The following is a 25,494-nucleotide window of genomic DNA, read 5'->3' as shown; positions in this document are numbered from 1 at the left end:
CATCTCGAAGCGTGGAGAACGGCCGCCTCCGCCGTCCCGGGAAGAACCGCAGATCAGCAGGTCGGGTGACGTGCGAGGTTAAACGAAAAGCTCAGAACAGGCCTCAGAACGGGCCGAGACCGCCGGCGGTCAGGGTGCAGGCGGCCTCGCAGAGGGCCGAGCGCAGGACCCAGGCGTCGGTGGGGCGGGCGGCGAGGTCCGCCCCGACCGGGGGCATCACCCAGCGCGGATCGGTGGCGGGCAGGAGCAGGGCGCCCGCGGTACACGAGCTGCCGGGCAGGTGCCACGTCTCCGAGGTGCCGGCCGGGACGAAGAACGAGACCGTGCTGCCGTTGCGGCTCTGCAGCACCGCGCCGCAGGCCCGGCGCAGCCGCAGGATGTCGACCGCCTCCAGGCCGTGCCGCAGGGCCACGGTGACGGTGTCACAGCCGGTGACGACCACTCCGCCGCCGCCCGCCGCGAGCCGGCGGACCGGGCCGCTGCCGCCGCCGCACGGGGCCCGGCCGCCTTCCAGGGGCCCGCGCCCCGGACCGCGGTCGTCGGCCGGCTCGGGCAGCAGGGCGGGGGCGGCGCCCGCGAGCACCCCTCCGGCGACCAGACGGTGGTACTGCGGTACTCCGGTGGCCATCACGGGCTCTCCTGTCGCCTCGTCCGATCGGAAGGGTGCCGCCGCTCCGGGGTGGGGGCCGCCCCTTAGGGCGGTGGGCCTGGGCGACGACCGGGACTTCCTCGTATCAGGACAACGCCGGGGACGCGGTCGGGGCCACGGGGCGCCTTACAGCAAGGCATGGCATTTCATGGCAGATCCAGGCAACAGCGCCCGTTTTGACCGCAATTGACAGCACATCATCCACAAACAGGCTGTGGCCGGCCGGTGACTCCGGGTACTGTCGGTCGCGCATCCGGGGCCCATCCAGCCCCACCGGGCCCACCCATGGCCGACCCCACCGGGCCCACCCGCGGCCGAGCAGAGTCCACCCCTGACCGAGCAGGCCCGAACGGCCGACCGGGGCCACCGCGCCGACCGGCCGGAGCCCACCGTCCGCAGGACCGACACCCACCGGAACCGCCCCACCCGGCACAGCACCCCGCACGACCACGGAGCGCACCATGGCAGCCACCCCACCGGCCGAGCCGAACCGCCCGTCACCCAACACCGTGATGCGCGCACTGCGCGGCGACCGTTCGCCGGGCGAGTTCGCGATGACCGTACGGCGGGCCGCCCGCGAGATCGGTGAGCACGTCTCCTGCGACGCCCGCTATGTCGGGCGGGTCGAGGCGGGCGAGATCCGCTGCCCCAACTACGCCTACGAGCGGGTCTTCCGGCACATGTGGCCGGACCGCTCGCTGGCCGACCTCGGCTTCGCCCCCCGCACCGCCGTCCGCCGCCGCTCAGCGGACGGCGGTGCGGGCACCGCACCACCCCGACTCCACCCGCAGTTCCCGTCCCTGCCCGCCCCGCGCTCGCCGCATTCCATCCAACTCCCGTACGCTGCCTCGCCGTACGCGGAACCACCCCCACCGGACGGACCTGCGTCGCCGAGGTCCGCGGCGTCACTCCGGGGGCCCGACGGATCGCACCATTTCGACGAGGAGAACGACGACGTGCGTCGCCGTACGTTCCTGGCCGGCGGCCCGGCCGCGCTGGCCACCGTGATCGGCATCGACCGGCCGGCCGCGGCCACCGACCACGCCACCCCGGGCGCGCCCGGGGCCGAGCGGCCCGCCCGGCTCGTCCCGGCCCCAGCCGGCCTCGGCCCGGAACCCGGCCTCGGCGCGGGCCGGTTCGGCGCTGCCGCGGACCCGTTCGCCCCGGGGTCCGCCTTCGTGCCCGGCCGGCCCGGCCCGGTCCCGCCGCCCCGCCGGATCGGCACGGCCGAGGTGCTCGGCGTCGAGCAGGCCGTCCGGGACATCCGGCTGGCCGACGACGTGTACGGGGCCGACGCCCTGTTCGAGCTGGCCGGGCAGTCGCTGCGCACCGCCTACGTGCTGCTCAACGAGGGCGAGTACAGCGCCGAGACGGAGCGAAGACTTCAGGCCGGTGCCGGCGAACTCGCCATCTCGGTGGGTTGGCTGGCGCACGACTCGAACCGGCTGGCGGACGCCCGGTCGCTCTACGCCGAGGCGCTCGCCACGGCCCGGATGGCGGGCGACTCCGCCCTGGAGGCGCACGTGTTCTGCAACAGCGCCTTCCTCGCCCGGGACGCCGGTCGCCCCCGCGAGGCGCTCCGCGCCGCCCAGGCCGGGCAGGCCGCCGCCCGGCAGCTGGACTCCGAGCGGCTGCTCTCCCTGCTGGCCATGCGCGAGGCCGGCGGCTGGGCCCTCCTGCAGGACCGCGCCGCCTGCGAGCGGGCACTCGGCCGCGCCTACATCCTGTTCGACCGCGGCCCCTCCGAGGCCGACCCCGAGTGGATGTCCTTCTTCGGCGAGGCGGAGATCGCCGGGCTGCAGTCCCAGTGCTGGTCCGCGCTCGGGGACTGGGACCGCGCCAGCGAGCAGGCCGGGCTGGCCATAGCCCTCCAGGAGCCGCACTTCGTCCGCAACCGCGTGCTGTACACCGCCGAGCTGGCACACGACCGCCTCGGCCGGGGGGACGTGGCCGGCGCCGCCGACCACGGCACGGCCGCCGTCGCCCTGTTCGGCGAGGTCCGTTCGGCGCGGATCCGCAGCATGCTGGCGGACACCGCCGAACGGCTGCGCCCGCACCGGGCCGTCCCGGAGGTCGGCCGGTTCCTGACCGAGTACGACCTCGCGGCGGCGGCCTGAACGGCCCGGCGGCGGCATGCGCCGCGACCGCGCGCGCCCCGGCGGCGACCGGTCACCCGCACCGGTCCGGGCCCTGACGGACCGTCGGGGCCCGGTCCGGCGGGCCGGTCAGTGCTTCAGACCCTCCAGGTGGCCGAGGTCGTTCCAGACCTCGACCGCCGGCGCGCCGTACTCCCAGGAGAGCAAGCAGAGCGCGGCCGTTCCGAGCTTGAACCGCTGGGCGTACTCGGGGGGCAGCCCGAGCCAGCGGGCGGTCAGGATGCGCAGCAGGTGGCCGTGGGCGAAGAGCACCACGTCGCGGTCGGCGCAGTGCATGACCGTGGTGTCCGGGTGCGGCACGCCGTGCTCGGCGTTGAGGTCGGCCAGGAAGGCGTCCACCCGGGCCGCGACATCGGCCAGCTTCTCGCCGCCGGGCACACCGTCCCGCCAGATCAGCCAGCCGGGCCGGTCGGTGGCGCGGATGTCCGGACCGGTCCGGCCCTCGTACTGGCCGTAGTCCCACTCCAGCAGCTCCGGCCGCGCCACGGCACGGTCGCCGAAGCCCGCCAGGGCGCAGGTCTCCTTGGCGCGGTCGAGCGGGCTGGTGTAGACGAGGGCGTCCGGCAGTCCGTTCCAGGGGGCCTTGGCGAGGCGGACGCCGAGCGCCCGGGCCATCGCCCGGCCCTCCTCGGTCAACGGGATGTCGGTCCGGCCGGTGTGGCGGCCGGTGGCCGACCACGCGGTCTCGCCGTGGCGGACGAGGACGATTCGGGCGGGCATGGGTGGCTCCTCGCAGCGGGGCGGTGGCAACGGTCGGTCTCGCCATTGAGCACCGGCACTCCATGATCCCTCACCTGCGCTCGGCCCACGATCGCGGGCCGGGGCGCCGGGGCCGGACCCGGGCGGACGCCCCGGCGGCGTCCGGCACGCCCGCCGGCCTGGCCCGCCCGGCACCCGCGGGACCGGGCCCCGCGCACCACCCGGGCCGACGCCGGAAACCGCCCGGAATCGCCGCGCATGGCCACGGATCGCCGGGCCGGACCGGAATGTCGGACCCGGGTGCGACACTGGGCCGCACCATGAACGTCTCGACGAACGTCCCGTCCAACGGGCACTTTGAGCCGCTCGCCCAGCGGCTCGCCGACCTGCGCGGTCCGGCCCCGCAGCGCAGCCTGAACGCCCGCGCGCTCGCCGCGCTCGCCGCCAATCCGGGCTGTCACCGCCGCGCGGTGCTCGACGCCGCCGGGGTCGACAAGTCCGCGCTGGCCGCCCGGCTCGGCCGCCCCGCGCCGTTCGGGCAGTCCCCGTTCGCCCTCGCCCGCGGTGTGATCTTCGAATCGCGGTTGAAGGAGGACGACTACGCGGCACTGCTGGAGCCGCTGCGCCGCCACCTCGGCCTGCCGACCGACGGCGACGCCCCGCTCGCCGTGCCCGATCTGCTGCGCCGCTCCGGCCCGGCGGTCCGGGCGGAGCGGACGGCCGCCGCACTGGCCGAGGCCGCCGCCGATCCGCGGGCCTGGACGCTGCTCGACCACCCGCTGCTGCGGCTCACCGTGGCCGGCAGCACCGCGTACCTGGAGCCGGACGCCGTCGTGGTGCACGACGGGCGGTGCACCGTGATCGAGATCAAGTCCTTCCCGGTGCTGGACGGCAGCGCGGACCCGGCCAAGGTCGGTGCCGCCGCCCGCCAGGCCGCCGTCTACGTGCTGGCGCTCCAGGAGACGGCCGCCGCCCTGGCCGGCCGGGAGGCGGACCGGAACCCGTACGTCGAGCAGCGGCTGCCGGGCAGCCCCCGGCTGAGCGTGCTGCTGGTCTGCCCGAAGGACTTCAGCAACCGGCCCACCGCGGTGACCGTGGACGTCCGGCGCGAGCTGGCCACCACCCGCCGCCAGCTCAGCCGGATGACCGGCATCGGCCGGCTGCTGGACGCGCTGCCGGCGGGCGCCGGCTTCGATCTCGCCTCGGACGGGGCGGGCGCGCCCGCCCGCTCGGCCGAACAGCTGGCCGAGTCGGTCGAGGCGGTCCCGGCCGCGTACAGCCCGGACTGCCTCTCCACCTGCGAACTGGGCTTCCACTGCCGCGCCCGGGCCCGCTGCGGGGACCGGGTCGAACAGCTCGGCCGGGGCGTGCGCGGCGAGTTGGGCAGCATCCGGACCGTCACCGAGGCCCTGGCCGCCGCCGCGGGCACCGCCCCGGAGCACGGCGCCCACCCCGAAGCCGGCTGTCCTGAAACCGACCGTCCCGAAACCGTCCACGCCGAAGCCACGCTCGCCGCCGACGAGGCCGCCGCCCGGCTGGCGTACGCCGCCGCGCTGCGCGCCGAGGCGTTGGGGCGGCCGCTCGCGGCGGCAGCGGCGGGCCCGGTGAAGTCGGCGGCAGCGGGCCCGGCAGCCGGATCGGGAGCGGCCCGATGAGCCTGCTCGGCACCCTCGCCCGGCTGGAGGCCGTCCGCAGCGGCCGGGCCGAGCCGCTGGCCACCGTCCGCCACCGGCACCTCTCCGACCGCCCGATGGTGGTCGTCCCGCTGACCGCCGCCGGCGAGGCGGGCGCGCCGCTGGCCGTGATGCTGGGCACCGACCGCTCCGCACCCCGGCTGCACATCGTGCCGCAGCCGCTCAACCGCACCCTGCGGTTCGACTTCCTGGCCGAGCTGGCGGCCGACCTGCTGCCCTACCTGGAGTCCTTCGCCGCCGAGGTGGAGCAGATCGAGGGCTCCGAGAAGGATCCGGAGACGGGTGAGAAGACGCAGGTCTTCCGCGAACTGTGCACCGACGCGCCGCAGCTGATCGTCCCCAACAGCGCGGGGGTACACCATCTCGCCCTGCTCGGCCGCTCCACCCGCTTCCGCCGCACCGTCGAGGACGACGAGCCGGGCCCCTACCCGGCGCCGGCCCGGGTGCCGCTGCTCGGCCGCTGGCTGACCCACCTCACCGACCGGGCCCAGGTGCCCGGCTCCAGCCTGCTGCAGGCGATGACCGGCCTGCTCTCCCGGCACTGGGCGACCGGCCAGAGCCACCTGGAGGACCAGCACCTCGCCGCCCGGCTGGCCTGGCACGCGCCGCCGCCCGGACTGACCGGGGCCGCGGCCGCCGAGCTGGCCGAGTCCGCCCGGGACGCGGCCGGCCAGTTGGTGCACCCGCCGGCCGGTCCGGCCACCGACCCGCGCTTCGACGAGCTGGTGCTCGGCCCGGCGATCGCCCGCTACGACGCCGCCGCGGCCACACTGCTGCACGCCGTCCAGGAGCCGGGGAGCACCGACGCGGAGCAGGCCCGGGCCGCCGTCCGGACGGCGGTCGAGCAGCTGCGCGCGGTGCTGTCCGGGGTGCTGCTGCCCACCTGGCACGACGTGTGGCACGGGCTCGACCTGCTCCGCGGCCTGCCGCCGGCCGGGCACCTGGCGGAGCGCTGGACGGGTGACCGCTGGTCCTACACCGGCCACCGCGACCGGCTGGCGGCCGGTGAGCCGCCGCAGCCCCGGCAGGACGACGCCGTGACGGCCGCCCGGAAGCTGGCGCAGCGCGAGCGCGAGCAGGCCCGGCTGGACGTCCAGGAGGCGCTGGACGACCCGCTGGCGATGGCCGAGCACCGGCTGGCCGGCGAGGCGTTCGCGGGTGTGGTGACCGAGGTGGTGCCGGACTACGACACCTCGGGGCGCTCGCCCAAGCCGCGTCCGCTGATCACCGTCCGCACGGCCGACCGTCCGCACGCGGACCTCGGCCGGGAGGCGCACCGGGTCCGGGAGTCCCCCTCGCCGGAGTCCGGCGCCGGGCCGAGCGCGCAGAAGGCGGTGATCGCCGCGGTCGACCCGGCGGCGGGCACCATCACGCTGCGGGTGCTGTCCGGCATGGGGCGCAAGAAGGAGCCCGAGCCGGGCAGCCTGCCCGAGCCCGGTGAGCGGATCACCTTCACCCTGTTCGAACTGACCGTCCGCCAGTCCGCGCCGCTGCCCGAGCCGGACGACACCCCGTGGACGCACGGCGGCCCGCCCGGGGCCGCCGCCGCGCCCGGTCTCCTGCCGGCCGCCACGGCCACCGCCGCCGCGGCCACCGACACCGAGGAATGGGAGTGATCCGGCAGATGAGCAGTGAGCAGGCCCCCGGCGCGGCCGCCGACGCGGCGGTGGCCAGGATCCTGGAAGCCACCGTCCGCCCGGCCGTCGGCGCCCCCCGCGGCGTGGTGGTGGACTCCCCGCCCGGCGCCGGCAAGTCCACCCTGGTGGTGCGCGCCGCCCGGGAGTTGGTCGAGGCCGGCGAGCGCATCATGATCGTCGCCCAGACCAACGGCCAGGTGGACGACCTGGTCGACCGACTGGCGCAGAAGGCGCCCGAGCTGACGATCGGCCGGCTGCACGCGGCGGACTCCCGGCCGGGGCCCGAGGTGCTGAAGCACCCCAACGTCACCCCGTCCGACAAGGTGACCGACCTCGCCGAGCTCGACGTGGTGATCTCCACCGCCGCCAAGTGGCAGTGGGTGAAGAGCGAGGCGCCCTGGCGGCACGCGATCGTCGACGAGGCGTACCAGATGCGCTCGGACGCCCTGCTCGCGGTGGCCCGGCTGTTCGAACGGGCCCTGTTCGTGGGGGACCCGGGCCAGCTGGACCCGTTCACGGTGGTCGGCACCGAGCAGTGGGCGGGGTTGTCGTACGACCCGTCGAGCAGCGCGGTGGTCACCCTGCTCGCGCACAACCCGCAGATCGAGCCGCACCGGCTGCCGGTCTCCTGGCGGCTGCCGGCCAGCGCGGCACCGCTGATCTCCGACGCGTTCTACCCGTACACACCGTTCCGGTCCGGTACCGGGCCCGGCGAGCGGCGGCTCACCGCCTCGGTGCGGCCGGACGGCTCCGCGTTGGACGCGGCGATCGACCGGGCGGCCGAGCACGGCTGGGCGCTGCTGGAGCTGCCCGCCCGGCACACCGTCCGGACCGATCCGCAGGCGGTGTCGGCCGTGGCGGCCACCGTCCGCCGCCTGCTGGAGCGCGGTCTGACGGCCCACTCCGAGCAGGGCTCCGTCCCGCTCGCCCCCGGCCGGATCGCGGTCGGCACGGCCCACCGGGACCAGGCGGCCGCCGTCCGGGCGGCGCTGGTCAAGGCCGGTGTCCCGGTCGACCCGACCGTCGGGCCGGCCGTCACGGTGGACACCGCCAACCGGCTGCAGGGGCGCGAGTACGACGTCACGGTGGTGCTGCACCCGCTCTCCGGGCGGCCGGACGCGACCGCCTTCCACCTGGAGACGGGGCGGCTCTGCGTGCTCGCCTCGCGGCACCGGCACGCGTGCATCGTGGTGGCCCGGGCCGGCATCGCCGAGCTGCTGGACGAGCACCCGGCCACCGAGCCGGTCCAGCTGGGCGTCTCGGTCAAGTTCCCCGACGGCTGGGAGGCCAACCACCAGGTGCTGCAGCATCTCGCCGGGCACCGGGTGCGGCTGGCGCGCTGACCGGCCCGCCCGCCCCCGGCCGGGCGGGGGCGGGCGGGGGGCGGGCGGCAACGGGTGCACGCCCCCGGCGCGCCGGGAGGGAATAGCGCCCGGACTCGCACCGTTCCGTTACCGGCTGCCGACGCGAGACAATGGACGGCGGCCAGGACCGGGCGGCGTCGTCCCCGGCTGCCGTCGTCCGCCCCCCACCGACCACCCGGAGGTGTCCGTCCATGCCCGACTCCCACGCCCAGGCGTCCGACCCGAGCGGTTCGACCGTGCCGGCCGGTCCGGGCGCAGGCGCCGGTGAAGCGCCCGCCCGACGCCGGCGCCCGGTGCAGCTGCTGTTCGAGCCGCACATCGCCGAGCCGGAGCCGGAACGGTTCTTCGACCTCGAGTCGATCGAGGACCCGGCGGAGCTGCTGCGCCGGTCCACCGAGCTGGCACTGGCCTTCCGCGCGGCCGCCGAGCGGGCCACCGACTTCCAGGCCGTCGCCGCCGCGCAGCTCGCGGACCCTCGCCGCTTCGACGCGCTGTCCGACACCGAGATCGCCGCCCGGGCGGACTGGACGCCGGACTACGCGGCCAAGATGATCGAGTACGGCCGCGGCCTGCTCCAGCCCCGGCGCCACGACGGCTAGCCGTTCCGGCCCGTGCGGTCGGCGCCCGGCCCGTCCGGCGGTCCGGAGACCGTTGCGGCCGGACGACGGACCCGGACAGGAGACCGGGGCACGCGGCCGGGCGGGAGTCCGGGCACGACCGGACAGGGCCGAGGCCCGGGATCTCGCCAGTGGCATATGCGGCGCGGCAGGGTACGCCGGTCTCCGCCGCGCTGTCCGGCAAACCGCGCTTTCCCTCCCGGACACCCCGCGGACACCCCACGCTGCTGTCTGTGGACATCTGGACGTATCAGTCGGTGGAGTACGTCACCGTGGCCGGTGAGGCCTGGCTGGCCTCCGCCAGCGAGTACCCGCGCAGCATGCGCGCGCTCTGGGAATCACGCCCGTGGGCGCCCTCGGTGCTGCCCTGCGGGCGCGCCTTCGACGTGATCAGCATGCCGTCCCTGTTCGGCCGCCGGGTGCTGGACGAGCTGTGGACCTCCGGACCGGGCTGCGGCCCGGTCGCCGTGTACCGGGGGCGCACCCTGCTGTTCGTCCGGCCCGGGGCGGCGGCCCGGCTGCGCCGGCTGCTCGCCTGGGAGGAGTGGGCCCGGGACGTCCCGCCGCTGCTCTGCCACGGCCGGGGCGACGCGGTGACCGTTCCGCCGGTGCAGCGGATGGTGCACAGCCCGGACTCCCCCGGTCTGGGCGCCGGGCGGTGGATCGTCGCCCCGGAGAGCCGGGAGCCGTGGCTGCCGGGTGCCTCGGTGGTGCTCTGGGCCTGCGTCCGGGCGGCCCGCGAGCCCGCCGAGCGGGCCGGGTCGGCGGCCCTTCCCGTCGGCTGAGCCCGTCCGCCCCGGCTCCGGGTATTCGATTTTGGCCGGGCCGCGCGCCGCTGCTAAAGTCTTCTCTGTCAGCAGGCGCCGCTAGCTCAGTTGGTTAGAGCAGCTGACTCTTAATCAGCGGGTCCGGGGTTCGAGTCCCTGGCGGCGCACAGACAGCCGGAAGGCCCCTTGCGAGAGCAAGGGGCCTTCCGTGTTTCCCGGGCCGCCCCGGAGGCACCGCCGGTGCCGCCCGCCGGACGGATCCGGCCGGCGGGCGGCACCCGACGGGTCAGCGGCCGCGCAGCGAGCGGTAGCGCGCGACCAGCTCCGCCGTGGAGCTGTCCAGCGCGTCGACGCCCTCACCGGTCAGCAGCACCGGCTCGATCCGCTTGGCGAGCACCTTGCCGAGCTCGACGCCCCACTGGTCGAAGGAGTCGATGTTCCAGATCGCGCCCTGGACGAACACCTTGTGCTCGTACAGCGCGACCAGCTGGCCGAGCACCGACGGGGTCAGCTCGGCGGCCAGGACGGTGGTGGTCGGGTGGTTGCCCTTGAAGGTCTTGTGCGGCACGAGCTCGGCCGGCACGCCCTCGGCCGCGACCTCCTGCGGCGTCTTGCCGAAGGCCAGCGCCTGGGTCTGGGCGAAGAAGTTGGCGAGCAGCAGATCGTGCTGGGCGACCAGGCCGGCCGGCAGGTCGGCGACCGGCTGGGCGAAGCCGATGAAGTCGGCCGGGATGACCTTGGTGCCCTGGTGCAGCAGCTGGTAGTAGGCGTGCTGGCCGTTGGTGCCGGGCGTGCCCCAGACCACCGGGCCGGTCTGCCAGCTCACCGGGTTGCCGTCGCGGTCCACCGACTTGCCGTTGGACTCCATGTCCAGCTGCTGGAGGTAGGCGGTGAACTTCGACAGGTAGTGCGAGTAGGGCAGCACGGCGTGCGCCTGGGCGTCGAAGAAGGCCCCGTACCAGACGCCCAGCAGGCCGAGCAGCAGCGGCACGTTCTCCTCGGCGGGCGCCGTGCGGAAGTGCTCGTCGACCAGGTGGAAGCCGTCCAGCATCTCGCGGAAGGCGTCCGGGCCGATGGCGATCATCAGCGAGAGGCCGATCGCCGAGTCGAAGGAGTAGCGGCCGCCGACCCAGTCCCAGAACTCGAACATGTTGGCGGTGTCGATGCCGAAGTCCGCGACGCCCTCGGCGTTGGTGGAGAGGGCGACGAAGTGCTTCGCCACCGCCTCGGTGTCCGCGCCCAGACCGGTGAGCAGCCAGGTACGGGCCGAGACCGCGTTGGTGATGGTCTCGATGGTGGTGAAGGTCTTGGAGGCGACGATGAAGAGCGTCTCGGCCGGGTCGAGGTCGCGGACGGCCTCGTGCAGGTCGGCGCCGTCCACGTTGGAGACGAAGCGGACGTCGAGGTCGCGGGCGGCGTAGGAGCGCAGCACCTCGTAGGCCATGGCGGGGCCGAGGTCGGAGCCGCCGATGCCGATGTTGACGACCGTCCGGATCCGCTTGCCGGTGTGGCCGCGCCAGGCGCCGCCGCGGATCTGCTCGGCGAAGGCCCCCATCCTGTCGAGCACGGCGTGCACGGCCGGCACCACGTTCTCGCCGCCGACCTCGACGACGGCGCCGCGCGGGGCGCGCAGCGCGGTGTGCAGGACGGCGCGGTGCTCGGTGTTGTTGATCTTCTCGCCGCGGAACATCGCGTCCCGCAGCCGGGCCACGCCGGTGGCCTCGGCCAGCTCGCGCAGCAGGGCCAGCGTCTCGTCCGTGACCAGTTGCTTGGCGTAGTCCACGTGCAGGTCGCCGACCTGGAGGGTGTAGCGGCGGCCCCGCTCCGGGTCGGCGGCGAACAGCTCGCGCAGGTGCGTCTCGCCCAGCTCCGCGCGGTGCTTGCCGAGGGCGGCCCACTGCGGGGTGCGGTCCAGCGGGGTACGGGCGTCGGCACGGGTCTCCGACATCGGTGGCTCCTCGATTCATCTGGGTGCAGATACCGGCAGGGCCAGGCGGGAGGGTTTTCGCGAGGTCGTGCGGGTACTGGTGGTGCGCCGACTTCGTTGACGGCCTGCCCGGGACCAGCCTATGCAACGTCGGGTCGGCCCGCGCACATTCCGTTCGCGGACGCTCCGTCGCCGCCGTCCCGACGCCCGGCGGTTGCCGTCCGGACGCTCCGTCGCCGCCGTCCGGACGGACGCGCGGCCCGTTCCGGACGCCGCGTCACTTCCGTTCGGAGCGCAGGTCGAGTCCGCGCAGCACCTGGTCGACGAGTTCCGGATCGGCGCCGAGTTCGCTGCGGGCGGCCAGCATCTCGCGCCGGGAGGCGGCGATCATCTCCTGCTCGACGCGGTACGCGGCGCGCCACTGGCTGAGCCGCAGCTTCGCCTCGCCGGCCTCCTCCTCGGCGTACTTCTCCGGGCAGAGCCGGGCCAGCCGGTCGTGCTGACGGTCCCGCAGGCGGTCGGCGACCTCGGCGGGCAGCTTGTCCTGCTCCTCCAGTTCGCCGAGCCGCTGCAGCCCGGCCCGGGCCGCCCGCCACCAGAGCTGGCGGACCGCCTGCTCGTGCTTGTCGTGGTCGACGTCCAGACGCAGCCGCTTGGCCAGCCACGGCAGGGTGAGCCCCTGGACCAGCAGGGTGAAGAGGACGACGCTGAAGGCGATGAAGACCAGCCTGCCGCGCTCGGGGAAGCCCTCGCCCGAGTGGACGGTCAGCGGGACGGCCAGGGCGAGCGCGACGGTGGCCACCCCGCGCATCCCGGACCACCAGAGCACCACGCTCTCCTGCCAGCTGATCGGGGTGTCCTCCTCGGCCCCGGAGCGCAGCTTCCTGGAGAGCCAGCCGGCCGGCAGCAGCCAGAGCAGCCGGACCACGACCACGACGGCGATGACGACGGCCGCGTCACCGAGCATGCTCGTCCAGCCGGTGCCGGCCTCCTTCAGGACGGTGGCCAGCTCCAGGCCGATCAGGCCGAAGGCGACACCGGTGATCAGGATCTCGACGATCTCCCAGAAGGCGTTGCCGACCAGCCGGTAGGAGACGGCGTCGGCCTCCGCGGCGCGCTCGGCGAGGTAGAGCGCGCAGACGACGACGGCGAGCACGCCGGAGCCGTGGATCTCCTCGGCCAGCGCGTAGGCGGCGAAGGGCACCAGCAGGTTCAGCGCGACCTGCTGGGTGGGGTCCTCCAGGAAGGAGGCGAGCCTGGCGTTGAGCCAGCCGAGCCCGATCCCGATGACGACGGCGAGCACGGCCGAGAGCACGAACCGCAGGACCGCGTGGCCGGGCGAGAAGTCGCCGCTGACCACCGCGTCGATGGCCAGCGAGTAGATGACGATCGCGGTGACGTCGTTGAACAGGCCCTCGCTCTCCAGGATCGACACCAGACGACGCGGCAGGCCGACGCTGCCGGCCACCGCGACGGCGGCGACCGGGTCCGGCGGGGAGACCAGCGCGCCGACCGCGACGGCGGCCGCGACCGGCAGGGCGGGCAGCAGCGCGTGCACGGCACCGGCGACCGCCGTCGTGGTGACCACCACCAGCGCGACCGCGAGCAGCAGGATGGAGCGGACGTTGGCCCGGAAGTAGCGGACCGAGGAGCGCCGGGCGACGGCGAAGATCAGCGGCGGCAGGACCAGCGGCAGGATCAGGTCCGGGTCGAGGGAGATGTCCGGGATCTGCGGGACCAGCGCCATGACGATGCCCAGCAGGGTCATCAGCACGGGTTGCGGCACACCCGTGCGCCGGGCGAGCGGCATGGTCACCACGGAGGCGAGCAGCACCACGAAGAGCAGGGGCAGCTGGCCCACGGTGGGGTTCCTCTCGGTGACGAACGGCGGTGACGAACGGCGGTGACGAACGGCGGGGGCGGAGGGCGGGGACGGACAGTGGGGCCGGCCGGACCGGCGGCGCCGGACGCGATTCGGGCCGCCGTCGAGGATAAATCCGACAATGCGCCCAGCTGTCGCAACACGCCGAAGGACGCTTGACCTCAAGTCCACTTCACATTCGATGATCGGAGCGCAGGCAGGACCGAGCGCACAGACCACGAGGCAGGAGCTCCAGATGAAGGCTGTCACCGTCCCCCGGTTCGGCGGCCCCGAAGTGCTGCGGGTGACCGAGGTACCCGCCCCCGCCGCCGGACCGGGCGAAGTACGGGTCCGGGTCTACGCGGCCGGGGTGCAGCCCGCCGACCTCGCCGTCCGGGAGGGCTGGGCGCCGCCGGGCGTGCGGGTCGAACTGCCGGCGGTCCCGGGCAACGAGTTCGCCGGGGTGGTCGACGAACTCGGGCCGGGCAGCTCCGGCTGGGAGGTCGGCGACGAGGTGCTGGGCTTCCGGCTGCTGCACAGCCACGCCGAGTTCGTCACCGTGGACGGCTCCCAGTTGGTCCCCAAGCCGGCCGGCATGCCCTGGGAACAGGCGGGCTCGCTCTCCGCGTCCGGCCAGACCGCCCATGTCGCGCTCACCCGGCTGCGGGTCGGCCGGGGGGACACCGTACTGGTCCACGGCGCCTCCGGCGGGGTCGGCACGGTCGCCGTCCAGCTCGCCCGCGCCTGGGGCGCAACGGTGATCGGTACCGCGAGCGAGCGCAATCACGACTACCTGCGCGAGCTGGGCGCGATCCCGGTCACGTACGGGGACGGGCTGGTCGAGCGGGTACGGGCGGTGGCGCCGCAGGGGGTGGACGCGGCCTTCGACGCGGCCGGGCGGGGCGCCCTGGAGGCCTCCGTCGAGCTGGTCGCGGACCGGGACCGGATCGGCACCGTCGTCGACTACCCCACCGCCGCGCGGCTCGGCCTGGTCGAGCTGCGGGCACCGCGGACGGCGGCCCGGCTGGCCGAACTGGTCGAGCTCTGGGAGTCGGGCGGCCTGCGGCTGGAGATCGCCGACGCCTTCCCGCTGGAGCGCGCCGCCGACGCGCACCGGATGGTCGGCACCGGACACGTCCGGGGCAAGGTGGTCCTCACCCCGTGAGCCCCGGTGGGCCGCGGTGGACCCCGGAAGCCCGGCGAGCGGCATGGGCCGTGCGGGTCCGGCCACACCGTGCGGGCCGTCCCGGTCCGGGCGTCGGGCCTGGCGGGGGCCGTCCGGCCGTCGATTGTGAGTTTCGGCCGCTGACCAGGTAATGTTCTCCGCGTCAGCAGGCGCCGCTAGCTCAGTTGGTTAGAGCAGCTGACTCTTAATCAGCGGGTCCGGGGTTCGAGTCCCTGGCGGCGCACAGACAGCCGGAAGGCCCCTTGCGAGAGCAAGGGGCCTTCGGTGTTTCCCGGGCCCTTCGCCGCACCGGCCGCCGCGGCACCGGTGGACGGCGCGGGGCGCCGGACGGAGACGGTCCCGTCCGGCGCCCCGCGGGGATCGGTCAGCGACGGAAGTAGCTGTCGAAGTTCTTGGAGAACTCACGGCCGCCGAACTGGTCCCAGTTGATCGACCAGGTCATCAGGCCGCGCAGGTCGGGCTGGGCGCCGGCCCTGGGGACGTAGCCGCCGCAGTTGACGGCCTTGGTGAGGCAGTCCAGCGCCTTGTTGACCTCGGCGGGGGCGACGTAGCCGTTGCCCGCGTTGGTGGTCGCCGGCATGCCGATGGCGATCTTGGAGGCGGGCAGCGCCGGGAACACGTTGTTGGTGTTGCCCGCCACCGGGAAGCCCTTGAGCAGCATGTCGGCCATGGCGACGTGGAAGTCGGCGCCGCCCATCGAGTGGTACTGGTTGTCCAGGCCCATGATGGAGCCGGAGTTGTAGTCCTGGACGTGCAGCAGGGTGAGGTCGTCGCGCAGGGCGTGGATGACCGGCAGGTAGGCGCCGGCGCGCGGGTCCTGACCGCCCCACGGACCGGATCCGTAGTACTGGTAGCCGAGTTGGACGAAGAAGGTCTCCGGGGCCATGGTGAGGACGAAGTTCGGGCCGTACTTGGCCTTCAGCGTCTTCACGGCGGAGATCAGATTGACCACGACCGGGCTGGTCGGGTTCTTGAAGTCGGTGTCGCCGGTGTTCAGCGAGAGCGAGTGGCCCTCGAAGTCGATGTCGAGGCCGTCCAGGCCCCACTTGTCGATGATCGCCGAGACCGAGCTGACGAAGGTGTCGCGGGCGGCCGTGGTGGTGAGCTGGACCTGGCCGTTCTGGCCGCCGATCGAGATCAGCACCTTCTTGCCCTTGGCCCGCTTGGCGGCGATGGCGGCCTTGAAGTCCGCGTCGGACTCCACCCCCGGGCACTCGGTGACCGGGCAGCGGTTGAACCGGATGTCGCCGGAGGTGACGGAGGTCGGCTCGCCGAAGGAGAGGTTGATGAAGTCCCAGGAGTCCGGGACGTCGGCGACCTTGGTGTAGCCGGCGCCGTTGGCGAAGCTGGCGTGCAGGTAGCCGACCAGGGCGTGGCTGCCGGGCGGCGAGGTGGGCGTCGCGGTCGGGGTCACCGTGGGCGTGACGGTGGGCGTCGCGGTCGGGGTCACCGTCGGCGTCACGGTGGGGGTGACGGTCGGGGTCACCGTCGGTGTGACCGTCGGCGTCGGGCTGGGCGCGCCCGGGCCGTCCAGCGAGACGTCGTCCGCGTAGTAGGTGCCCTGGCCGTACCAGCCGTGGGTGTACACGGTGGCGCTGGTCTGGGTCGCGCCCGTGGTGAAGCTGACGCTGAGCTTCTGGTAGGCGCCGCCGGTGCCCGGCGTCCAGGTGCTGGTGCCGCCGTCCACCCCGAGGTAGACGTAGGAACCCTTGAGGTACGCGCTGAGCGTGTAGGTGGTGTTGGGGGCGACCGTGACGGTCTGGGCGCAGCGGGCGGTGTCACCGGCCGAGGCGGCCGCGGCGAGTGCGTAACTGCCGCTGTGGGACTGTCCGGTGACGACGCTGCCGGTGCCGGCGGAGCAGCTCCAGGGGCCGGTGGCCCCGGTCTCGAAGCCGCCGTTGGCCAGGAACTCGCCGGCCGAGGCGGCGGGCGCCAGGCCCAGGGTCAGGCCGACCAGGGTCGCAGCGGCGACGGCCGAGGCGGTGCCGGCGGCGACCAGCGTACGGGGACGGCGGGGCGTGCCGGGTGCGGCTACAGGTGTTCTGCGCATGCGGGGGACTCCTGCGGGGGCGCGAATCGTGGGGGACGTCCGAGGGCACGGCGACGTACGTGCCAGTGGGGGTTCGGCCCGACCGCGCACCCTAGTTGGACTAGACCACTGAAGTGGATTCGGCCGTGCGGTGTCAATGGTCCAGACCGGTCGGACACCTCCGCCCGGGGCGTCCGGTTGCCGGGCGTGACACTCCGTCGAACCATGGAGAGGTGACGTCACCCGGCTACCTCCGCTACCCCCACCTGCGCGGGGACCTGCTGGCGTTCACCGCCGAGGACGACGTCTGGATCGCCCCGCTCTCCCCCGACGGCAGCACCGGCCGGGCCTGGCGGGTCAGCTGCGACCGCACCCGGGTCAGCCACCCCCGGATATCCCCCGACGGCCGCACCCTGGCCTGGACCGGCTGGCAGAGCCCGACCCCCGAGATCTGGACCGCGCCGGTCGAGGGCGGCGAAGCCGTCCGGCTCAGCTACTGGGGCAGCCAGGACACCCGGCTGCGCGGCTGGCTGCCGGACGGCGAACTCCTCGCCGTCACCTCGTACCACGAGCCCTTCGGCCACTACACCTGGGCGCACGCGCTGCCGCCGGACGGCTCCCCCGGCCGCCGGATGCCCTGGGGGCCGGTCGGCGACGCCCAGCTGAGCCACGCGCACACGGTGCTGCTCACCGGCTCGGCACCGCACGAGCCCGCCGCCTGGAAGCGCTACCGGGGCGGCGCCACCGGCCGGCTCTGGGTGGACGGCGAGCAGATCCTCCCCCACCACCGGGGACACTTCGCCTCCCCCATGCCGGTCGGGGACCGGATCGCCTTCCTCTCCGACCACGAGGGCATCGGCAACCTCTACTCCTGCCACCCCGACGGCACCGACCTGCGCCGGCACACCGACCACGCCTCCTACTACGCCCGGGAGGCCGCCACCGACGGCACCCGGATCGTCTACCAGCACGCCGGTGACCTCTGGGTGCTGGAGAGCCTGGACGCGCCCGCGCCGCACCGGCTGCGCGTCCCGCTCGGCGGCGCCCGGGCCGGCCGCCGGCCGTACCAGGTGAGCGCCGCCTCCCACGTCAAGGACCTGGCCTGCGACCACACCGGCCGGGCGGGGGTGATCACCGTGCGCGGCAGCCAGTACTGGCTCACCCACCGGGACGGCCCGGCCCGGGCGCTCGCCGACACCCCGGGGGTGCGCACCCGGCTGCCGGTGGTGCTCGGGCACACCGGCGAGGCCGCCTGGATCACCGACGCCGAGGGCGAGGACGCGGTCGAGATCGTCCCGCTGCCCGGCCACGACGCCGTCGGGCACGGGGCGGACGGGCCGGGGGCAGCGGCGGACGGCACGGCGGGGGCGGACGGCGGGCCGGCTACGGCCGGCGCCCACCGCCACCGGGTGCTCGCCGCCGGCCGGCTCGGCCGCGTCCTGGAGCTCACCGCCTCCCCCGACGGCACCCACCTGGCCGCCGCCGCCTCCGACGGCCGGCTGCTGCTGGTCGCCGCCGCCGACGGCGCCGTCCGCGAACTGGCCGCCTCCGACCACGGCCCGGTCACCGGCGCCCGCTTCTCCCCCGACTCGCACTGGATCGCCTGGTCCCAGCCGGTGGCCGGCCGCTCACTGCGCCGGATCCGGCTCACCCGCACCGACGGGCCCGCCCCGACCACCGAGATCACCGACGGCCGCTTCGAGGACGAGCAGCCGGTGTTCACCCGGGACGGCCGCTACCTGGCCTTCCTCTCCTGGCGCGGCTTCGACCCGGTCCACGACGTGCACACCGGTGACCTCTCCTTCCCGCTCGGCTGCCGCCCCTACCTCGTCCCGCTCGCCGCCGACACCCCGTCCCCGTTCGCCGCGGCCGCCGAGGACGGCGCCCCGCGCGGCAACGGCGGCGGGGACGGCACCGTGCACGTCGACCCGCGGGGCATCGGCGAGCGGCTGCTGCAGTTCCCGGTGATCGCCTCCAAATACTCGGCCACCGACGCCGTGCGGGGCGGCCTGGTCTGGCTGCGCTGGCCGATCTCCGGCACCCTCGGGCAGACCTTCACCAACCCGGACGACACCTCCGGCCGCCCCTCCCTGGAGTACTTCGACCTGGCCCGGGGCACCCGCAGCACACTGGCCGACAAGCTGGACGGCTACGCCGTCTCGGGTGACGGCGGCTCGGTCGCCGTCTACTCGGCCGGCACCCTGCGGATCGTCCCGGTCGGCGCGCCGTCCGCCGGCACCCCGGTGGACCTGCGCCGGATCACCCACACCGTGCGTCCGCCCGCCGAGTGGCGCCAGGCCTACCACGAGGCGGCCCGGATCGTCCGGGACCAGTTCTGGGACGCCGGCATGTCCGGCCTGGACTGGCCCGCGCTGGTCGCGCAGTACGAGCCGCTGCTGGAGCGGATCGCCGGCCCGGACGACTTCGCCGACCTGCTGCGCGAGCTGCTCGGCGAGCTCGGCACCTCGCACGCGTACGTCACCCCCTCCCGGCGCGGCGAGGGGCCGTCCCTCGTCCAGCACCCGCTCGGCCTGCTCGGCGCCAACGCGCGCCACGCCGCCGACGGCCGCTGGCTGGTCGACCGCATCCTGCCCGGCGAGTCCTCCGACCCGCGCGCCCGTGCCCCGCTCGCCTCCCAGGGCGTCCGGGACGGCGACGAACTGCTGGCGGTGGCCGGCCGCCCGGTGGACCGGGTGCGCGGTCCGGCCCCCCTGCTGGCCGGCACCGGCGGCACCAGCGTCGAGCTGACCCTGCGCGGCGGCGCGGGCCCGGACGCCGGAATCCGCCGGATCACCGTCACCCCGCTGACCGACGAGCGGCCGATCCGCTACCAGGACTGGGTGGCCAAGCGCCGCTCGCTGGTCCGGGAGTTCAGCGACGGCCGGTGCGGCTACCTGCACATCCCGGATCTCGGCGGCTCGGGCTGGGCCCAGTTCAACCGGGACCTCCGACGGGAGCTGGACAAGCCCGCGCTGGTGCTGGACGTCCGCGGCAACGCCGGCGGCAACGTCTCCGAGCTGGTCCTGGAGAAGCTCACCCGACCGGTGCTGGCCTGGGACTTCAGCCGGGGGCGGCAGCCGGTGCGCTGGCCGCGCTACGCACCGCGCGGGCCGATCGTGGCGCTGGCCGACGAGGCGACCAGCTCGGACGGCGACGTCATCATCGCCGCGATCAAGCTGCTGAGGCTGGGCCCGGTGGTCGGCAACCGCACCTGGGGCGGGGTGGTCGGGATGACCGGCCGGCACACGCTCGGTGACGGGACGCAGATCTCGGTGCCGAAGAACGCCTCCTGGTTCGACGGCGGGCTCGGCTGGTCGGTGGAGAACCGCGGCGTGGAGCCGGACGTCCACGTGCTGCGCACCCCGCGGGACTGGGCCCGGGGGCGGCACCCCGAGCTGGTCACCGCCGTCCGGCTGGCGCTGGACCTGCTGGAGGACGCGCCGGCCGCCGTCCCGCCACCGGGCGACACCCCGCGCCCGGACCTGCGGCGGCCGGCGCTGCCGCCGCGCGAGCCGCCGGAGCACTGAACGGGCCGCGCGCCCGCCGGGGAGGGACGGCCCGGGAGCGCCGTAGGGACGCGCCCGGCGGCGGGCGCGTCCCTACGGCGCGGTGCGGTTCAGATCAGCGACGCGGTCAGGTCAGCGGTGCGGCCCGGGGTGCGGTGCGGCCCGGGGTGCGGTGCGATCCGGGGTGCGGTCGATCCACCGGTGCGGCCGGGGCCGGCGGTCAGTCCCAGGGATCGCCCTCGGCCGTCATGTCCTCGCGGGCCCGCTCCTCGGCCTCCCGTTCGGTAACGCCGGTGGTCTCCCCGGCCCCGCGGGCCCGATCGGTCTCGGCCCCGCGGACCCGCTCGGTCTCGGCGCTGAACGCGTCGGCCGCCTCGTCGTGGGCGAGGGCGGCCCGCTGGGCGGGGTCCGTCATCGCGCCGCTGTCCTGCTCATGGCTCCCGCCGAGCGAGGATCTGGCCTCCTCGCCGGCGTCGTGCGCCTTGTGGCGGAACCTGTCGAAGATGCCCATGACTCCTCCTCCGGACGACTTCCGGGCTGCCCCCACTCTCACACCGGTGCCCGGCGGGCGCATCCGCTGGCGGTCCGCGCCGGCGCGGACCGGGCCCTTGGTCCCGGTCGGGCGCGTCCAACGGCCGTAGCCGGACGGCACACGGCAGGCGGAGGGTGGGTTCCGTCAGACGATCCCGGCAGCGCCGCCGATCCGACGCCTCTCGCCCCTGGAGCCCGCTGTGGCCGTCGCCCACCCGGAACCACACGCCCGCCGGCCCCTGCCCGAGGAGCACCACGGCGGGCCGCGCCGACTGGTCGGACCGCTGGCCGCGCTGGACGGGCGGCTGCCCGGCCCGCACGACCTCCTGCTGCTGCAGTGCCCCGGGTCGCTGCGCCCGCTCGGCGGCGGCGAACTGCCCGGCTGGGCCCGCGCGGTCCTGCGGGCGCACCCCTGGGTGACGGTCGGCCGGGCCCCGGCGGTGGTCGGCGGGCCGCTCGACACCCCCTCACCGGTGCGCTGCACCCGGGACCCCTCGGCCGCACCGGAGCACTGGCTGCCGGTGACGGTGCGCGGCCCGGAGCGCGGGCAGCGGCTCGACGCGCTGGCCCCGCGCTCGGCGGTGGCCCGGACCCTGCGGCCCGAACAGGTGGCGGGACGGCAGGCGCTGCTGCCGCCGGAGCGGGCGGCGGCGATCCCGGCGCTGGCCGCCCTCCCGGCGGCCGGGCAGCTGGTGGCGGACCACCGGCTGGTCTGGGGGCCGATCGGCGCGGTCGGCTACGAGCTGGGGACGGGTGTGCCGGTGACCGGGCCGCTGAGCCCGCTGCGGCTGGTGCTGCGCGCGCCGCAGCCGGTCAGCCGGCGGGACGCGCTGCACCTGCGGCGGGCGCTGAGCAGGCTGGCGGTGCCGGTGCAGGCGGAACTGGAGACCCGGCACGGCGCGGTGCTGCTCGCCGAGTACGCGGCCTCGCCGTTGTCGCTCACCCTGCTGACGCCGGAGGGGCCCCGGGAGGTCCACGATCCGTGGTTCCCCCGGGGCCGCTGAGCCCGGTGGCCCTGAGCCCGGAACCGGCTGAGCCCGGTGGCGCCGGGCCGGTGACCCCGACCCGGCGCCACCGGCCCGGGGTCAGCCGCTGACGCTGGCCGCGCCGGTCTCCAGGTGACCGGTGAACCGCTGCGACCAGGAGCTGTCGGCGTCCACCGTGACGGTGAAGTCGTACCAGCCGTTGGTGTAGGCGACGGCGTTGAAGAAGTCGCTCACGCTGCCGCCGGCCGGCACCTGGTACGTCCAGGGACCGTCCGTCCGGTAGTTGTTCGACGCGATGGTGAAGGTCAGCGCCGTGGTGCCGGTGTTGGCGAGCCTGAACCAGAGTGCCGGCTTCCCGGTGCCCGGCTCCACCGCGTACGAGGCGGTGACGGCCGCGTTCTTGCCCGCCTTGGTGGCGTCGCCCTTGAAGCGGCGCAGGAAGCGGTTGGGGCCGACCACGGAGAGGTCGTAGGGGCCGCCGCCGAAACCGGTGCCGCAGTTGAAGAAGTCGCTCTGGTTGCCGCCCGGGTCGACGGTGTACTGCCAGGGCCCGCCGGTGCGGTAGGCGTTGGCGTAGGCCGAGAAGTGGGCCGACTTCTGGGCGACCGCGCCCTCGTTGGCCATCTTCAGCCAGACCTTGACGGCGCCGGCGGAGCCGAACTCCAGCCGGTCCAGGTTGGCGTTCGGCTGGTACGGCAGGGCGCGGGCCTGGCGGGTGCCGGGCTCCTGGACGGGCAGCTTGTTGTCGACCGGCGCCGGGTTGGGCAGCGGTCCGCAGCTCGACATGCCGATCACCGCGTCGGTGTTGGGCAGGGCGGGCAGGCCGTAGACCGGGTTGGCGAAGTCGAAGGCACTGGTGAGGTCGCCGCAGACGCGGCGGCGCCAGTCGGTGATGTTGGGGCAGGCGGCCGGCTTGCCGATGGCGGCCGTCCACTTCTCCAGGAAGCGCAGCACCGAGGTGTGGTCGAAGACCTCGGAGTTGACCCAACCACCGCGGGTCCAGGGCGAGATGGCGATCATCGGGACACGGAAGCCGAGGCCGAGGTTCGTCCCGCCGTAGAACTCGCCCGGGGTGCCGGCCGGGGCCGCGGGCGGCGGGACGTGGTCGAAGAAGCCGTCGTTCTCGTCGTAGTTGAGGAACAGGACGGTGGAGTTGAAGACGTCCGGGTCGGCGGCCAGGGCGTCGATCACGTTGTGGACGAAGTGCGCGCCGTCCTGGGGGGTGGAGTACGGGTGCTCGGAGGAGCCCTGGTCGGGAACGATCCAGGAGACCTGCGGGAGGGTCCCGTTCAGCGTGTCGGCCCTGATCGCGGCGACGATGTCGTCCGGGGTCCGGCCGGTCACCTTGGGGACGGAGCCGGTGCCCTTGACCGCGAGCGGGCTGCCCGCCGGGGCGGAGCTGAACTTGGTGAAGTAGGCGAGGGCGTTGTCGCCGTAGTTGTCGGCCGCGTTCTGGTAGACCTTCCAGCTCACGCCGGCGTCCTCCAGCGCCTCGGCGTAGGTCTGCCAGCGCAGGCCCTTCTCGTCGCCGCCGTCGTACGCCGGACCGCCCGCCTTGCCGTCCGGGTCGATCTGACCGGACCAGTGGTAGGTCCGGTTGGGGCCGGTGGCGCTGAGGACGGAGCAGAAGTAGGCGTCGCAGACGGTCCAGTTCTCGGCGAGCGCGTAGTGGAACGGGATGTCCTGGCGGGTGAGGTACCCGAGCGTGCGGACATTGCCCTTGGCGGCCACCCAGGAGTCCATCTTGCCGCCGTTCCAGGCCCTGTGCTGGTCGGACCAGCCGTGGGCGAGGTCACCGTTGCACTGCGCCAGGCGCTCCGGGTCGGCGCCGCCGGCCGGCTTGGTGGCGCTGAACTGCCACGGGTACTGCCGCCCGAGCCCGTTGGGCTGGTTGAAGACGCTGTACCCGTTGGCGATCTGGATCGCGCTGCGGTCGGCGAAGCCGCGCACGCCGCGCAGCATCCCGAAGTAGTGGTCGAAGCTGCGGTTCTCCTGCATCAGGATGACGATGTGCTTCGCGTCCACGATGGTGCCGGTCTGCGACAGTGCCGCCGACGGCGCCGCCACGGGCACGCCCGGCGCCGCCCCCGCACCGGTGGTCCCGGCCACGGCCAGACCCGCCGCCGCGGCTCCGGACAGCGCGACGAACTTCCTACGACTCAGCTCGGCCATCAGCCGGCCCGTCCCTTCACTGGCGATGTTGTGCAGACAAGTTGGGGCTCATCGATCGCGCAGCATCCTCCCCCCGCCCGAACCGCCGCCACCAGAGGCCCGGGAGAGGGTTGGCGGACTGTTCGCCCGGCCGTCACCGAGCGACGCCCGACTGAACGGCGGGGCGGCGGACGGCGGCGGGGCGGTGTCCCTCAGTCCTTCACGGTGATCCCCAGAGCGTGAGCGAACTGCGGCGCCAGTTCCAAGAGTTGGGGGGAGCTGATGACGGCGCCGCGCAGACCCTGGTGGCCGTCGGGCAGGCCCAGGCGGACGGCGCCGCGCAGATCCGTCCTGGTCAGCTTGGCGCCGCGCAGGTGGACCTCCTCCAGGGTGGTGCCCGGGAAGGAGACGTCGGTCAGCTTGGCGTCGCCGAAGTCCACATCGCGCAGCAGGCAGTCCTCGAACACGACGTCGCGCAGGACGGCGGCCCGCAGGTTGACCGCCTCCAGCTTGCAGCCGCGGAACACCGTCCGGCGCAGCGCCGAGCCGTGGGCGGCCACTCCGGCCAGCACCCCGCCGGTGACGGCGCTGTCCTGCCACTCGCTCTCGCTGAGGTCGCAGCCCACCCAGCGGCCGGCCTGGGCCCAGACCTCGTTGAAGCGGGCCTGGCGGAGCTTGACCCCGCTCAGCGCCACGCCGGTGAACGCGCACTCCAGGAAGGTGGCGCCACCGGCCCGCTGGTCGGTGTACTCGCCGCCGTCGAAGTGGACGGTGTCGTAGCGCTCGTCGCTGCGCAGCGGGCCGGCGTGCGGGCTCAGCAGGTGGGCGTACGGCAGGTCGGCGAGGCGGTCGGGGACGGACAGCGGCATGACGGTGGCACCTCACGGGTCGGCGGACTGGTCTCGCCCGCATGCTCGCACGTGGCACCGACACGGCCCGGCCGCTCGGGCGAGCGGCCGGGCCGTCAGTGGTCCGCGCGGTTCCCGAAGGGTCAGCCGCGGAGCCAGAGGGAGTTGACCCGGCTGCGCTCGGTGCTGTTCGGGTACGGGTTGGTGCAGGAGGTGCCGGGGCCGCCGCCGGACATCAGCTCGCTGCACGGGCCCGAGTAGTGGTCCGGCAGGCCGAGCACGTGCCCGGTCTCGTGCGCCGTCACCCGGGTGGAGTTGTACTGCTGGTTCTGGGCGTAGTCCAGGAAGATGTAGCCCTGACCGTGCCCGTTGGTGCTGGCGTACGAGCCGCGCGAGTCGTTGCCCTCGTAGTAGCGGAAGTCCGCGTTGGTGCCGGACCGCAGCTGGACGTTGGCGACCGAGCCGTTCCAGATCTGGGCGCTCTGGGCTATCTGGTTGCGGAAGGTCGGCGCGCTGCTGGCGTCGTAGGTCACCACGACGGCCTTCAGGTACGGCGTGGCCGCCTGCTTCGCCAGCGCGGACTTCATCACGGCCTGGTAGAACGCCTGGTTGTCGGCGTCCTCGGCGGCCGAACCGGCGTAGCCGGCGGCGGTGGCCGTGTAGCCCTGGACCGCCGGCGCGGGTGCGGGTGCGGCGACGGCCGTGGTGGGCAGGGCCGCCAGGCCGGCGGCGAGCACCAGGCCGACGGCGGCGGAGAGCGTACGTGAGACGCGGTTCATGTGGGGGCTCCTGTTCGCGGGTGCCGGGGCCGCTGGGGGTGGGCCACGGCGAACGGGTGAACGGGTGAACTGATGAACGGTGGGGCGGTGGGGCGGTGGAGCGGTGG

18 protein-coding genes and 2 tRNA genes are annotated in these 25,494 nt (G+C 74.8%); 11 read left to right on the top strand and 9 right to left on the bottom strand.

Features of this window, described 5'->3' with window-relative positions; all coding sequences use genetic code 11:
• Window positions 1-103 precede the first annotated feature (103 nt).
• Window positions 104-628 (bottom strand): hypothetical protein, encoded by a 525-nt coding sequence (locus ACIQTO_RS25335; RefSeq protein WP_402392136.1) that lies wholly within the window; start codon window positions 626-628, stop codon window positions 104-106.
• Between the two features lie 482 nt (window positions 629-1,110).
• Here ACIQTO_RS25335 and ACIQTO_RS25330 point away from each other — a divergent pair, with 482 nt between their 5' ends.
• On the top strand, window positions 1,111-2,766 hold the full coding sequence (locus tag ACIQTO_RS25330) for a tetratricopeptide repeat protein (RefSeq protein ID WP_402392133.1): 1,656 nt from the start codon (window positions 1,111-1,113) through the stop codon (window positions 2,764-2,766).
• A 108-nt stretch (window positions 2,767-2,874) separates the two neighbouring features.
• Here ACIQTO_RS25330 and ACIQTO_RS25325 read toward each other — a convergent pair whose 3' ends face one another.
• Window positions 2,875-3,525 (bottom strand): histidine phosphatase family protein, encoded by a 651-nt coding sequence (locus ACIQTO_RS25325; protein WP_402392130.1) that lies wholly within the window; start codon window positions 3,523-3,525, stop codon window positions 2,875-2,877.
• A 299-nt stretch (window positions 3,526-3,824) separates the two neighbouring features.
• Between ACIQTO_RS25325 and ACIQTO_RS25320 the strand changes: the two genes are divergently transcribed.
• From ACIQTO_RS25320 to ACIQTO_RS25295, 6 genes are all read left to right on the top strand, one after another.
• Window positions 3,825-5,159: a hypothetical protein gene (locus ACIQTO_RS25320; RefSeq protein ID WP_402392127.1), complete on the top strand. Its 1,335-nt coding sequence runs from the start codon at window positions 3,825-3,827 to the stop codon at window positions 5,157-5,159.
• Window positions 5,156-6,814: a hypothetical protein gene (locus ACIQTO_RS25315; protein WP_402392124.1), complete on the top strand. Its 1,659-nt coding sequence runs from the start codon at window positions 5,156-5,158 to the stop codon at window positions 6,812-6,814. Before ACIQTO_RS25320 ends, ACIQTO_RS25315 begins: the two co-directional genes overlap by 4 nt.
• An 8-nt stretch (window positions 6,815-6,822) precedes the next feature.
• Entirely contained in the window at window positions 6,823-8,178 is a 1,356-nt protein-coding gene (locus ACIQTO_RS25310) for an AAA domain-containing protein (protein WP_402392122.1), read from the top strand.
• Between the two features lie 212 nt (window positions 8,179-8,390).
• The gene (locus ACIQTO_RS25305; RefSeq protein WP_402392119.1) at window positions 8,391-8,798 is read left to right on the top strand and encodes a hypothetical protein; all 408 of its coding nucleotides are present in this window, start codon (window positions 8,391-8,393) and stop codon (window positions 8,796-8,798) included.
• A gap of 242 nt (window positions 8,799-9,040) precedes the next feature.
• Window positions 9,041-9,601, top strand: coding sequence for a bifunctional DNA primase/polymerase (locus ACIQTO_RS25300; protein ID WP_402392169.1), 561 nt, complete (start codon window positions 9,041-9,043; stop codon window positions 9,599-9,601).
• A 75-nt stretch (window positions 9,602-9,676) separates the two neighbouring features.
• Window positions 9,677-9,750: transfer RNA gene (locus tag ACIQTO_RS25295), tRNA-Lys, on the top strand.
• A gap of 119 nt (window positions 9,751-9,869) precedes the next feature.
• On the opposite strand, the gene pgi is transcribed toward ACIQTO_RS25295, so the two are convergent.
• Both pgi and ACIQTO_RS25285 read right to left on the bottom strand, forming a co-directional pair.
• On the bottom strand, window positions 9,870-11,531 hold the full coding sequence (gene pgi / locus ACIQTO_RS25290; protein ID WP_402392117.1) for a glucose-6-phosphate isomerase: 1,662 nt from the start codon (window positions 11,529-11,531) through the stop codon (window positions 9,870-9,872).
• Between the two features lie 256 nt (window positions 11,532-11,787).
• Complete coding sequence (locus tag ACIQTO_RS25285; protein WP_402392115.1) at window positions 11,788-13,371, bottom strand: Na+/H+ antiporter; 1,584 nt, start codon at window positions 13,369-13,371, stop codon at window positions 11,788-11,790.
• 256 nt (window positions 13,372-13,627) lie between these two features.
• Between ACIQTO_RS25285 and ACIQTO_RS25280 the strand changes: the two genes are divergently transcribed.
• The gene (locus ACIQTO_RS25280) at window positions 13,628-14,536 is read left to right on the top strand and encodes an NADP-dependent oxidoreductase (protein ID WP_402392113.1); all 909 of its coding nucleotides are present in this window, start codon (window positions 13,628-13,630) and stop codon (window positions 14,534-14,536) included.
• Window positions 14,537-14,706: 170 nt separating this feature from the next.
• Window positions 14,707-14,780 (top strand) — tRNA-Lys (locus tag ACIQTO_RS25275).
• Window positions 14,781-14,921: 141 nt separating this feature from the next.
• Here the strand turns inward: ACIQTO_RS25275 and ACIQTO_RS25270 are convergent.
• Window positions 14,922-16,607, bottom strand: a complete 1,686-nt coding sequence (locus ACIQTO_RS25270) for a chitinase (RefSeq protein ID WP_402392110.1) — start codon at window positions 16,605-16,607, stop codon at window positions 14,922-14,924.
• A gap of 212 nt (window positions 16,608-16,819) precedes the next feature.
• On the opposite strand from ACIQTO_RS25270, the gene ACIQTO_RS25265 reads away from it, so the two are divergent.
• Window positions 16,820-20,113: a S41 family peptidase gene (locus tag ACIQTO_RS25265; protein WP_402392108.1), complete on the top strand. Its 3,294-nt coding sequence runs from the start codon at window positions 16,820-16,822 to the stop codon at window positions 20,111-20,113.
• 199 nt (window positions 20,114-20,312) lie between these two features.
• Here the strand turns inward: ACIQTO_RS25265 and ACIQTO_RS25260 are convergent, their stop codons facing one another.
• Window positions 20,313-20,603, bottom strand: coding sequence for a hypothetical protein (locus ACIQTO_RS25260; RefSeq protein WP_402392105.1), 291 nt, complete (start codon window positions 20,601-20,603; stop codon window positions 20,313-20,315).
• 220 nt (window positions 20,604-20,823) lie between these two features.
• Between ACIQTO_RS25260 and ACIQTO_RS25255 the strand changes: the two genes are divergently transcribed.
• Window positions 20,824-21,627, top strand: coding sequence for a phosphoribosyl-dephospho-CoA transferase MdcG domain-containing protein (locus tag ACIQTO_RS25255; RefSeq protein ID WP_402392102.1), 804 nt, complete (start codon window positions 20,824-20,826; stop codon window positions 21,625-21,627).
• Between the two features lie 81 nt (window positions 21,628-21,708).
• Here ACIQTO_RS25255 and ACIQTO_RS25250 read toward each other — a convergent pair whose 3' ends face one another.
• The 3 genes from ACIQTO_RS25250 to snpA all read right to left on the bottom strand — a co-directional run bounded on the left by ACIQTO_RS25250 (window position 21,709) and on the right by snpA (window position 25,387).
• A complete protein-coding gene (locus ACIQTO_RS25250; protein ID WP_402392099.1) occupies window positions 21,709-23,781 on the bottom strand; it encodes a phosphocholine-specific phospholipase C in 2,073 nt (690 codons plus the stop codon).
• Between the two features lie 191 nt (window positions 23,782-23,972).
• Window positions 23,973-24,629: a pentapeptide repeat-containing protein gene (locus ACIQTO_RS25245; RefSeq protein WP_402392097.1), complete on the bottom strand. Its 657-nt coding sequence runs from the start codon at window positions 24,627-24,629 to the stop codon at window positions 23,973-23,975.
• A 122-nt stretch (window positions 24,630-24,751) separates the two neighbouring features.
• Window positions 24,752-25,387: a snapalysin gene (gene snpA, locus ACIQTO_RS25240; RefSeq protein WP_402392094.1), complete on the bottom strand. Its 636-nt coding sequence runs from the start codon at window positions 25,385-25,387 to the stop codon at window positions 24,752-24,754.
• Between the last annotated feature and the right edge of the window lie 107 nt (window positions 25,388-25,494).

The sequence above is a fragment of the Kitasatospora sp. NPDC091207 genome (assembly GCF_044768625.1).
GTDB lineage: Bacteria > Actinomycetota > Actinomycetes > Streptomycetales > Streptomycetaceae > Kitasatospora.
Note: the sequence above shows the minus strand (reverse complement) of the source record. Positions and strands in the feature narration are given on the sequence as shown.